We start from the raw sequence: 12,039 nt of genomic DNA on the forward strand, positions 1-12,039 counted from the left end.
CTCCTCACTCGCTCGAGCCTGCTCGAGAGCGGACGTTCTTGACGTCAGGATGGAGACCCGAGGCGAGCACCCATTGGGCGATCCGTACAAATGCCGGGGCAGCATCAAGCAGGCGTTCCGGGGTTCAATCAGTCCCTGATCGGCCGGAGGATCCTCATCGGCGCGACGCCCTTCGAGCAGGCGAGATCCCGAGCGAGCAACGCGCCGAGGGTGTAACGGCAGTCCGAGCGGGATGGGGCTACCGGTGCGCGGGTACCCGGCGGCCCAGTTGAGGATACGGTGGGCGTTGAAGAACCACCGCTCCTGCGCACGGCTCATCACCCGCAGGAGGCTGGCCATCGTACGACGAGCAGAGGTGAGGATCGCACCGATCGACGGCGCCTACGCATGGTGCCAGGAGTGATGGACGAATAGCGGCGCGAACGCCGGGATGATCGCGGCGGAGCGGGTGGGTGGAAGCGGCATGGCGGCGTCTCTTGGTAGCACCTCTTGGTAGGGACGCCACCAAACTAGCTTCACGCATGCTCCGTAACGTCACCCGCTCAAGACTCTCCCAACGGCCAAAGTCGAGGTCGGTCGGGTGCTCCTACCGAGCTAAAAAGCTTCAGACACGCGATCGCGAGTCTTGGCATATAGATCAGCCGAGCGCTGTCTTTAACGGTCGAGGTCTGAGGCTTGTCAGAGACGAGTCTGACCAACTCACCTGCGGAGCCTCATGCGAGCAGCCGTTCTCGCAGAACGTTTGCAGCGTACGTCGATCCAGGCCGACATCGCGCAGCATATCGTCATCCATGGCCGAAAGAATTCTATAGTTTCTCGCCGCTGCACGCTTTTTCTGAAAAGACCTTACGATCGAAAACATCATGGTCCGCCCTCCACCAGCCCAAATACGAGCCTCCAGGCACATATCGGCGACAAGTATGATTGCTGTATCCTGATGTACGCGCATCGCTCATTTGAACGATATGGCAGTCCAGCTATGATCTGTTTTGGATTGGCTTGGGGTTTCGAACACCCATCGTAAGCGCCAACAGCAACTTTCAAACTGCATCGACATCGAATTCGAGCGCGAATCGAGAACTATGCGCGTAGCACAGCATTGAGATCACACGCGAGATTCCAGCTCGGATTCCAAATGCGCTTGTACGGGCCGTACCGCCTTCTATTCGGGGGGTCGGCGAGTAATTTCGTTGTCAAGATAAGTCGCCCACTCAGACAAATTCGTGAGCTGCGAGCCGAACATTTTACTGATCTGATGGAAGCCCAGAGCCCGGTAACTTTCGAACTGGCTTTCCGAAAACCACTGATTGGCCGTACTTTCATGCGGGAAAGCTGTGCTGGTGGTGCCATAGGCGCGGACCTCGGCGGGGATGTCCTCGAGAAAGCTTGGCTTGATGTATATCAGGGATGCCGCGTCACGGGCGCCTGGATAGGTGATCGTACCTCGCGCATAGCCCATGGCACCGGCACGTTTGCCCTCACGCTCGATCGTCGAGCGGGAACGAATCCGCATCTCGCCCATCTGGACTTTCGCCAATCCGTCGACCTCCGCCTTGCGGATTACATTGCCGAGATCGAAGAAAGTGCATTTCTCGTCCTGACCCGCATCGATCACCACGATCCGCGCACATCGCCGCCGCAGCATCTCGTAGACGCCGAGATTATCGAAATGGCCGCCATCTGACAGATAAATTGCCTGTCGCACATCGGTGCTGCGGCCGCCGAGTTCGCTCAGGAGCGCGAGCACGGAGTTGGCCGGCTTGGCGAGCTTCAGGTCATCCCGGCGTGCGACCGCGGGGTTGGGTAGCCAGGCCCCGAGCCGAACGTTGAAGAGCGTCATCAGGAAAGCGATCATGCGCGACGAATGATAGCCCCAGTTCGGGCTGACTGCCGCGCCGGAGATCGTCAGGAGCCCACCGAGCAGAGGCCCTTTGCCGGCGCTGACTCTGTCGCCCCGGGTCTCCATACCGGCATATTCCGATGTCCGGATATACGCCCCGCGCGGACCACCCGTACGAGGCATGTCGCGCGCCATGTCCGCGCGGTCTAGGATCGCTGAGCCGCAGGCGAAGGGTGTCGCGGTGAACGAGGCGGCTTTTCGCTCCGCCCACTCGGTGTGTAGGAGGTCCGTGAGATTGAGCGTCATATTGACGACGGGCAGCAGCCGCTTTTCCGTCCCGAGTTCGGCGATGCGCGGACTGTCTGCTTCGTCGAAATCGGTGAAGGGATCGGCGTCACGCCGTGTCCGCGCCGAGCCGAGAAAGCCCCGGGTCAGGCGGTTGCGGTAGACGCCGTGCATCGAGAAGCGGTTGACGTTGACGCGGCCGAACAGCCAGACGGCGCCAGCTAGGAGCGCGGCCACCACCAGATCCATTATCAGGGTCATCCCGTAGGGATTGATGCCACAATCGACACTTGTGTTAATGCCAAGTTGCGTCCAGCGCGGCAGCAAGCAGTCGCCCCATCCATCGTGCACGTAGCCGAGAAAGCGGCCGAGGCACCATCCCATCAGCGCGAATAGGCTGATCCCGAAGACCGCCGCCATCGCGCTCAGGCCCATCATCAGGAGGTCGTCCATCCGCCCCTTGGCGGCCAGAGACTGCGCGCGGGCGAAGACCTGCTTGCCCAGGACGGCGGCGGCCGGGCCGGTAGCGAGGGCGCCCAACGCACTGAACAGACCAGGAAGTTGTGCGTCGTCGCGACCGAGGGCGACGGCAGATAAGATCAGGCAGCACAGGCACAGGCCCGCCCAACCCACCGCGGCCAGCAGGAGTTGCCCGTCGATCCGCGCGACCCATTCGCGGTCGAGGTCGGCGCATTCCGCGCTCTTCCGGAACCCGATGAAGATGACACTCTGGAGAAGGTGGATGACGATCAGCGCGGGTGGGGCCGCGACCGTCAAGATTTGTGAAACCTGAGCCCGCCCGGCATCGAAGCTGGCGGCGGCGTCGCCCACCAGCCAATCGATGCTCAAGCCGGCGCAGATACTGATCAGCGTGGCCGAGACAAGACTGCTGGCGAGCCAGGGGCCGACATTCCGCTCGTACAGCCAAAGGCCCGGATGGCCCTTCGACGTTTGCCATATCAAACCGCTGAGATAGGCTGCGACCTGCACGGTGAAATATCCGACGCCCAGCTGGTACAATGACAAGGGCGATACCGGTAGCGCTTGCTCGAACAGCGCGCGGAGCGTGAATGGCAGAGCAAGGGCCCAGAGGCAGGTCGGCGCGATGATGCTGGCCGCGATCAACGTCGGGGAGGCGTACGCCGTTAGCTCGCCCTTGCGCGGCCGATGACTCGGCAAAAGGGTGCAGGCGCTGAACGTCGCAACGAACAGCGCCGCGCTGCCGAGCACCAAGGGAAGCCACAGCGTGCTTCGGCTCGCAGCCTCGAGTGCCGTCCTGTAGGCAAGCAATCCGAGGGGAACGAACAACAATAGTGGGAAGATAATCAGCCAATTGAGAATGGTGTTTCTTATGTAGAGAACGATGCCTGCCCAGGTGTCCCTCGACAGAATCCCGACTTCCGGGGTCAGGTAGTTCGTGTATCGCCGCAGCTTGGCGAAGATCTCGTTGCCCGAGTCGCCGAGTTGGCGTTCAGCCTCGGCTATGCCACCGCACTGACGAATGAACGTCTGCAACCAGCCGCCTGCGAAGCCGCCCCCCGATACCGTCGATAGGTAGTGGAATTCGCCGAGCATCCGCCGGTTGGCCAAGGCCTGCAAGGCGCCGAGGCAGAACGTGGCGCTGCGGATACCGCCGCCGGACAGACACAGGCCGGCGAGCCGGGCTTGGTCGGCCCGCGCCTGCCAGGGCGTTTGATCGCCGGGCTGCGGCGGCCCGCAGAAATGGTCCATTTCCTCTTGGAGCACCTGCTTCGTTTCCAGGTACCAGGCGTCGCCGCCCGTCGTCACCGCGGGCAGATGATGTGGAGGGGCGTCCGCCTGAGTTTCTGCGATACTTGTGCTCATCGCTCCTCCCACCGCCTGCGCGGTGCCCGACTTCGCAGTTCAGCCGACACAGGACAAAGGTGTCCTCGCTCCAATCGACATAGTAAATAATCAAGTAAAATGGCAATATATCGAAGATATAATAGCAAATATTAAAGGATAAAATTCACAATTATAGCATAGATAGGATATATGACCCCGCTTAGCATATGCTTGAAGTGGGGCTGGTCGCGGTAGAATTGCGTTTTCGAGTGATTGCCACACCGGTGATGGCGAGCATTGCCGGTCACCGGAATTTCACCGAAAATCTGTATTCGAACATCATCCATTTGAGGGACGCGCCTGCCTGGATCGGTGCTTATTAGATTTGGTGAGACGTTTCGCGAAGACAGGGTGCCCACCATGTCCCAGGTGCGATCGTGACCCGCTCCAAGGCCGCACATGTGGTCGCGCTCACGGCGATGATCCTGGTCCCGACGCAGGCCGGGTTGCGGGCTGCGGCCCAAGAGCCGGAGGGGAGTCCGCGGTTTCTTCAGCAATCCTGGAATCCGCAGGAGCGAGCGTGGTTCTACGGTGCGAGCCAGGGTTCGCAGATCATGCCCTATGCATGGTTCATGTCGCTGGAGCGTCCGGACGGCGACAGGCTCTTCGTCGAGGATGGGCTCACCCGCTTCGGATACCTGCCGAACCCGTATGACGGGGAGCGCGGATCGATCCGCAGCGGGCTTCCCATCGGCTTCGTGAAGGATGTGGACGATCGCGGCGAATGGATCGGCATGACCTGCGCCGCCTGCCACGTGAACGGGGTCGAATTGCGCGGGCAATCGATCTTGGTCGATGGCGGCCCAGCAAATGCAGACATGTTCGCATTCATTGAGGAACTCAGCCGAGCCGTCGCCCTGACAACCGACGATACGGGGCGTTTTGAACGCTTCGCCCGTCGCGTAATCCCGCCGGAACTGTCGGCGCCGGAAGCAGGTCCATCCGAGGCCGACCGTCGCCGACTACGTATGAGCCTGGCCCGGTTTGCCGAGGACTTCTCCCGTTACGTCGAGTCGAGCCGAACCGCGGTGCCTTGGGGACCAGCACGCCTGGATGCCTTCGGGATGATCTTCAATCGGGCGACGGGCATCGATTTGCACGACCCGCACAACATCGCCCAACCCGATGCACCCGTCAGTTACCCCTTCCTGTGGGATACGTCTTGGCATGACCGGGTGCAGTGGAACGGCTCGGCCCCGAACGGGCTCGCCGTCGAGCGACTGGGCAGGAATGTCGGCGAGGTGCTGGGGGTGTTCGCACATGTCGACATCCGTGAGCCGACCTTGCCGCCGCTCTGGTTCGAGACCTCCGTGGACCGGGTCAACCTTCTGCGGATCGAGAACCAATTGGGCGCCCTCACAGCTCCGGCTTGGCCGGACCGGATCGCGCCGCGCACGGAGGCGCAGAACCAGGACGCTGCAGCAGGAAAGGTTCACTACGACAGGTATTGCGTGTCCTGCCACGCAATCGCCCCGACTGACGCGATCCGCAATCTGAAGGTGACCCTGACGCCGCTGGCGGAGATCGGGACTGACCCGAAGATGGCAACGAATGCTGTGTCCCGGCGCGCGCGAACCGGAATCATGGAAGGTGTCCGAATGCCGTTCCTGGCAACGACGCCCCCGTTAGCCGCCGAGACGAGCAGCCTCGAACTCGTGGCCGCGATCGTCGCCGGCGCGATCCTGGCGCCGATTGACCGCGGACTGGACCTGTCGGGAATAGGGGCGGACCAGACCATTATCCTCGACCGGTTGCTCAAGCGAGGTGCCGCCGCGCTCGCGTCCCGCAACGAAATGCTCAACGATCTCTCGACGTCCGGCGGCAAGAGTCTCGCTGCCGAATACATCAACGCGCGGAGAGACCGCGATCTTCTAGTTTATAAAGCACGTCCTCTCAATGGGATTTGGGCGACGGGTCCGTATTTGCATAATGGGTCAGTGCCGAATTTGCACGAAATTCTGCTCCCTTCAACCCGACGATCTAAGACGTTCCGTGTTGGCAGCCGCGAACTGGATGAGGCCCGCATCGGCTTCCGGTCCGACACTGGCCCATTCTTGTTCGACACCGCGCTGCCGGGCAATGCCAATACCGGCCACGAAGGGCCTGCTTACGGGACGGGGCAACTTGACGACGTGCAGCGCCGGCAGCTCCTGGAGTATTTGCGAACCCTCTGATTGCGCGCGGTATGCGGTGTAGATTTCTATCGTGGAAGTATCGAATTGTCGTCCGATTGCCTTCGCAATGGAATATATGGTTTCGGCGGTCATCGGATCTGACCGGAAGGTTGGAGATCTAACGACACTCAAAATTCCGCACTCACCGTGGAGCGTGGCCATGCAGGATCTCGAGGCGTATTCGCATCTGGTAGGGTCAATCTACGACCGTGTCGGCCAACCGGAAGAATGGTCGGCTCTCCTAGAGGATCTGACGGGGTTCGTCGGCGGGCGTGTCGGTCAGCTTGCTGTGTTCAGCCTCGAGGGGAACCGCAAGCCGATGTGGGCGGTGTCCGGCTTCGAACGGTCGCGGTACCGCGAGTTCCTCTACCGGCATGCCACCGAGGATCCGCGCCTCCCCTACATCCTGTCGAACCAGGGCAAGGTCATCCGAGCCGAGGAAGGGATCGATGCCGCGCGGTTCCGGGAGACCGCCCTGTTCAAGGAAGTCGTGCAGCCCTTCGAGATCGAGCACAGCCTCGTCACCTACTTTGCCAAGGAAGCTGATGTCATGGCCACGCTCGCGGCCATGCGCGGCGAGGCGGCTGGACCCTTCCGGTCTGACGAGGCGCGGCGCCTGGCAATGCTTGTCCCGCATCTGCGCCGGGCCTTCGAGTTGTACGCGCTGATGCGGCAGGCGTCAGAGCGAACGTCCGATCTCGCTTCCGCCCTGGATCTGCTGGATGCCGCTGTGATCCTCACAGACTCTCGCCTGCACGTGGCGCACGTCAACCGCGCCGCCGAAGCGCTTGCACAGTCCCGCACCGGCGTGTCTTTCGCTAAGGGCAGCCTCGTCTTCAAGGATAGCCAAACCGGACGGCGAATAGCGCGCGCCGCCAGCGAGGCGCTCTCGGCTGCAAGCGGTGACGTCGCAATCACACATGCAGACCACATCGCCGTGACCTGCGGTGAAAGCGGCGTCCTATATCGCGTGTCGTTGCACCCGCTGTCGAAGCGGCCAGCGAGTACCGGGTCAAGGGTGAAGGCTGAACTGGCGATCGTGATCCGGACCGGAACACAGAAGGTCCAGGAAAGTAACGCTGCACGGTTGCAGAAACTGTTCGGGCTGACTGTCGCCGAGTCGATTCTCGCCAACGCAGTGGCTTCGGGACGGTCCCTCAACGCACATGCCCAGGACCGTGGCATCGCGATCTCGACCGCCCGCACACAATTGCGCGCTCTGTTCGCCAAAACTGAAACGCATAGGCAGGGCGAACTCGTCGCGCTTCTGCGTGAGGGATTGGACGTCTCCCTCAACTGACGCACCGAGCATCAGGACGGAACCTTCGAGTTTCACCGCGAAGTACACTGGAGGGCACGCATGCGCACCGTCGCTCCCAAGACACCCTGCCTCGAATTCTTAGAGGCCCTGCCGGTGTCGAAGCGCTGGCAGTTCGCCCGGGAATGGATCGCCCGCGCGCCGAAACCCTTCTTCGCGCAGTTGCGTGCGCGACGGACCGCCCTGGATTGCGGTGCGGTTGTCTTGGTCGCCGGCCGCGCCGAGGTCGAAGAAATCCTGTCCTTGCCGCAGGTCTTCTCCGTCGCGCTCTACAAGCCCAAGATGGGCGAGTTCATGCTGGCGCTCGACGGCACGGAGGTGAATTACCGGGATAAGGCGGTCATGCGCGCCGTGCTGGCCTGGCGCGACCTCCCGGCTATCCGGGATTTGGCGGGCAACATCACCGACACAGCCCTTGAAGAAGGCGGCGGAACCATCGACGTCGTCGCGTCGATCTCGCGTTTGGTGCCCTTGCGAATCGTACAGCGCTTTTTCGGGTTCGCGGCATCCGATGCCGACCTTCTGCGCTGGTCATACGCCAACCAGTTCGACCAGTTCAATAACCTGCCCTTCGACGAGCGAGCCGATGCAGACGCGATTCACGCATCGGCGGATCTGGCACGTGGGGAAATGCGGGCGGCGTTCGCATCGATCATCCCGGCGCGCCTCGCGGCCATCGAATCCGGCACCGATCTGCCCGACGATGTTCTCACTCGGCTGCTCCGGTTGCATCTGCCGGTGGCAACCGGCTTCGGTATGGACCGCGTCGTCATCAATGTCGGTGGGTTGCTCATCGGGGCCATCGAGACGACGTCGGAGGCCGTGGTGAACGCTCTCGCCGAACTCCTGAGCCGGCCGGCGATCCACGAGGCTGCGCGCACGGCCGCCCGGTCCGGTCCTGCCGCCTTCGATGGCTACGTATGGGAGGCGCTGCGCTTCGCGCCGATCGTCGCCTTCATGTTCCGCCAGGCGGAAACCGACCATGTGCTCGGTCGGGGCAGCGCTAACGAGACCGGTATCGCGAAGGGTAAGATCGTCTTGCCCCTCAGCCTATCGGCAATGTTCGACCCGAATGGAGTGCCCGAACCGGAACGCTTTGATCCCACACGCCCGGATCAAACCTACCTGCATTTCGGCAGGGGTCATCACGAATGCCTTGGCCGCTATGTAGCTGGCGCAATGATTCCTGAAATCGTTCGTCGCATCCTCCTTCGAGACGACGTGCGGGCCGACGGCGCCGTCGAGGACGAGGGGACGCCATTCCCGACCGCGTTCAGGATTTCCTATGATGGAAGGTCGATAGAAACCTCCAAGCTCGCTTAGCCGGTCGCACGAATAAAACACCGCCTAGATCACGAGCACGACGACGGAACGAGGCGAGGCAGCCTTCGAACGGAGTTCCGACGGTCACGTTGCTTGGTTCACCGGGTCAAACCCTGGCTGAACATTCCTCTGCCTAGAACTCAACATGCATGTGAACTCTCACGTATGCAGCAAAACTAGTAGATAAATACTATTACATCCCGCGACCTGATGCATCTAAATTTTGACTATTCCCCAGGTGCCGAATTAAACACCCCTGTTAAAGCTTCGTCAACTTAAATCTCGGAGCATCAACATGCCATCCTTCAAGGATTTTCAGGACGATTACGAGCAAATTTGGGCGTCGCTTCAGATCCGGCCGGAGAAACTTGCATTAGTGCGCAAGCTGGCGCAGCAACTCGCCAGTGGCAAATCACGGTACCAGGAAATCGAGTCGCGCACGGGCGTGCCCTGGTGGTTCATTGGGCTCTGTCACTATCGAGAATCGTCTTTTAACTTCGATACTTATCTCGGTAATGGACAGCCGCTTGAACGACGGACTACTATTGTCCCAAAGGGGCGCGGCCCTTCACCGGACCACAGGCATTTGGTGAAGGGGCGATCGACGCGCTGCGTCTTGAGGGCTTGGTTGGGGTTAGCGACTGGAGCACTCCGCGAGCACTCTATCGGCTCGAAGGCTTCAACGGCTACGGCTACCACGGCAAGGAGGTAAATTCGCCTTATCTTTGGGGCGGATCGACAGCCTATGGGCCACCAAGCGCGCGCGGTGGAAAGTTTGTGCGTGACCACGTGTTCGACCCAAACGCGATCGACACACAAATCGGTACCGCCGTGATCTTGAAAAGCTCAATCGACATCGACGCATCTATTGAACTCATGGCGCCGCGATCCATAAAGGTCGATGTGTTACGTGAGCCCGACGACGAGCTCGCTGACAGCACGCTATGGGTTCAGCAATCTCTCAATCGCCTCGGCGCGGTGCCGAGCCTCGTCGAGGACGGCCGGAACGGACCGCGGACCATGACAGCCGTTTCGAAATTTCAAGCGCGGTGCGGCTTGGACGATACTGGCCTCTCAGATGCGCACACGATAGCCGCTATCCAAGAAGCGCTGCATCCGGCGGGGCCGGGCAATGCAGTGCTGACACGTATCCATGACTTGGAGCGCCACGTCGCTATGAAAGCGGCTGCTACGACGCAACCCGTCTCGATGCATCCGATGGTGATCTCGACAGCGAATGTCACGCCCGCCACGCCGCCCATTGATGTCGCAGCACGGCTCGACGACCTCCTTCAAGCCTTGCGTCGGCAGATCGACGGGGCGCGATTTGCGACCGCGTGGGCCACCCCGGGCTTGGCTTCAGCGGGCCCTGACGGCGCGGCACTCGGACAGGTCAATGGCGCGCTCGGAGAGACGATCGGACAGCTGCTATCTGGCAAGAAGTCGGCAATCGGCATCACAGGGGCTGTTGTGACGCAAATACTCTCACAGGTTCCACTTAGCACAGGTTTGGGTCAAGTTCTGGCACAGCTCACACCGGCTTTCGGACTCAGCCCTTACACAATGCCGATTTTTATAGGGCTTACAGCGTGGGGGGTGCTCGGAAAATTCGAGAAATGGGCTGCGGGGGCAATTAGGCCGACATCGTAGCACGCGGCGTATTTTCAGTCGGATCAACCGCGCCTCAGCTTGAGTGGCCTGCGATGTGCCGCAACTCAGACATTCCACCTGTTTGAAGCTTCCGCCGCCAACAAATCCCTGGCGCCGTCGAGGCTAAAGAGCTTAGCGCGAAGCAGACGACTGGGTTTGGCCGAAAGCAGACGGACGGCTTCGGGCGTCAAAACCGAAGAAACCGACCATCCTTGTTGCAGTTCAGCTCATATCCGCACGAAGGTGCGTATCACTCCTTCACCAACTTGCACGTGCTTTCGGAGAGCGGCCGGAATGCCTGCTCGCCGGGAATGGTCTTCAGGATCTTGTAGAAATCCCAAGGCCCCGCCGACTCTGACGGTGCTTTCACTTGGGCGAGGTACATGTCGTGCACCATGCGTCCGTCCGGGCGCAGCTTGGCGTTCCGCGCGAAGAAGTCCTGGATCGGCAGTTCGCGCATCTTGGCCATGACCCGCAGGCCGTCATCGGTCCCGGCGGCCTCGGCCGCCTTGAGGAAGTGGAGCACGGCCGAATAATCGCCGGCTTGCACCATGGTCGGCATCCGGCCGCCCATCCGCTCGCCGAAGCGCCGGGCGAAGGCGCGCGTCTGCTCATCCATGTCCCAGTAGAAACCCGTCGTCAGGATCATGCCTTGAGCGGCCGGCAGCCCGACGGAATAGATGTCGGTTAGGAAGATATTGAGACCGCCCAGCCTCTGCCCGCCCTGCAGGATCCCGAACTCGCTCGCCTGCTTGATCGTGTTGATCGTATCGGCGCCGGCATTGGCCATGCCGATGATCTTTGCCCCCGAGGCCTGCGCCTGCAGCAGGTAGGACGAGAAGTCGGGGTTGGGGAACGGGTGCTTGACCGATCCGAGCACCGTGCCGCCCTTGGCCTTGACGACGCGGGTGACCTGCGCCTCCAGGTCGTGCCCGAAGGTGTAGTCGGCCGTGATGAAGAACCATGTATTCTTCGGATCGTCCGCAAGAGCCGAAGCCGTTCCAGCGGCGAGGGAGTACGTGTCCCAGGTCCAGTGGGCACCCGTCGGCGAACAGGCGGCGTTGGTCAGTGCCATGGAGCCGGCACCGGAATTGATGTCGATCTTCCCCTTGCTGCGCGCGACCTCGCGCACGGCCAGACCGGCAACGGAGGAATTCGTATCGAAGATCGCGTCGACACCCTCTGTATCGAACCAACGGCGCGCGATCGACGAGGCGATGTCCGCCTTGTTTTGATGGTCTGCGAAGATCAGCTCGACCTTTCGGCCATCGATCGGCCGGCCAAAATCCTCCACCGCGAGTTGCGCAGCTGTCACGGATCCCCGGCCGGCGAGATCCGAATAACCGCCGGACATGTCGGTCAGAATGCCGATCTTGATGCCGCCATCGGCATATTGGGCGGATGCCGGTACGACGGTGAGGGCGGCGGCGCCGAACGCAGCGGCCGCCGTCAAGGAACGACTGATCATTATATCCTCCCGTATTATATTGCTCTCGATGCGACCTCCCGACTTTGAAGAGATCGGGCAGCGCAACCAGGCGAAGCTGGTCAGCGACCGCTTACGGCAGAAGACATTCGTTCTG

7 protein-coding genes are annotated in these 12,039 nt (G+C 61.3%); 4 read left to right on the forward strand and 3 right to left on the reverse strand.

All coding sequences use genetic code 11. The annotated features are described in order from the left end of the window. Positions 1-637 precede the first annotated feature (637 nt). On the reverse strand, positions 638-949 hold the full coding sequence (locus tag MKL20_RS19010) for a DUF1127 domain-containing protein (RefSeq protein ID WP_313902738.1): 312 nt from the start codon (positions 947-949) through the stop codon (positions 638-640). Between the two features lie 213 nt (positions 950-1,162). Further along, on the reverse strand, positions 1,163-3,970 hold the full coding sequence (locus tag MKL20_RS19015) for a hypothetical protein (RefSeq protein WP_244037979.1): 2,808 nt from the start codon (positions 3,968-3,970) through the stop codon (positions 1,163-1,165). 398 nt (positions 3,971-4,368) lie between these two features. Here MKL20_RS19015 and MKL20_RS19020 point away from each other — a divergent pair, with 398 nt between their 5' ends. The 4 genes from MKL20_RS19020 (at position 4,369) to MKL20_RS19035 (ending at position 10,456) form a co-directional block, all read left to right on the forward strand. Beyond that, positions 4,369-6,165 (forward strand): di-heme-cytochrome C peroxidase, encoded by a 1,797-nt coding sequence (locus MKL20_RS19020; RefSeq protein WP_244037980.1) that lies wholly within the window; start codon positions 4,369-4,371, stop codon positions 6,163-6,165. 160 nt (positions 6,166-6,325) lie between these two features. Further along, entirely contained in the window at positions 6,326-7,465 is a 1,140-nt protein-coding gene (locus MKL20_RS19025) for a helix-turn-helix transcriptional regulator (RefSeq protein ID WP_243962185.1), read from the forward strand. A 60-nt stretch (positions 7,466-7,525) separates the two neighbouring features. Next, on the forward strand, positions 7,526-8,806 hold the full coding sequence (locus MKL20_RS19030) for a cytochrome P450 (RefSeq protein WP_244037981.1): 1,281 nt from the start codon (positions 7,526-7,528) through the stop codon (positions 8,804-8,806). 777 nt (positions 8,807-9,583) lie between these two features. Further along, the gene (locus MKL20_RS19035) at positions 9,584-10,456 is read left to right on the forward strand and encodes a peptidoglycan-binding domain-containing protein (RefSeq protein WP_244037982.1); all 873 of its coding nucleotides are present in this window, start codon (positions 9,584-9,586) and stop codon (positions 10,454-10,456) included. Between the two features lie 250 nt (positions 10,457-10,706). Here MKL20_RS19035 and MKL20_RS19040 read toward each other — a convergent pair whose 3' ends face one another. Beyond that, positions 10,707-11,924, reverse strand: a complete 1,218-nt coding sequence (locus tag MKL20_RS19040; protein ID WP_244037983.1) for an ABC transporter substrate-binding protein — start codon at positions 11,922-11,924, stop codon at positions 10,707-10,709. Between the last annotated feature and the right edge of the window lie 115 nt (positions 11,925-12,039).

The organism is Methylobacterium sp. E-066 (assembly GCF_022829635.1).
Taxonomy (GTDB): Bacteria; Pseudomonadota; Alphaproteobacteria; order Rhizobiales; family Beijerinckiaceae; genus Methylobacterium.

Coding starts and splice junctions, on each gene's coding strand:
- MKL20_RS19040 (WP_244037983.1), bottom strand. CDS start 11,924: ATGATCAGTCGTTCCTTGACGGCGGCCGCTGCGTTCGGCGCCGCCGCC.
- MKL20_RS19030 (WP_244037981.1), top strand. CDS start 7,526: ATGCGCACCGTCGCTCCCAAGACACCCTGCCTCGAATTCTTAGAGGCC.
- MKL20_RS19025 (WP_243962185.1), top strand. CDS start 6,326: ATGCAGGATCTCGAGGCGTATTCGCATCTGGTAGGGTCAATCTACGAC.
- MKL20_RS19010 (WP_313902738.1), bottom strand. CDS start 949: ATGCGCGTACATCAGGATACAGCAATCATACTTGTCGCCGATATGTGC.
- MKL20_RS19015 (WP_244037979.1), bottom strand. CDS start 3,970: ATGAGCACAAGTATCGCAGAAACTCAGGCGGACGCCCCTCCACATCAT.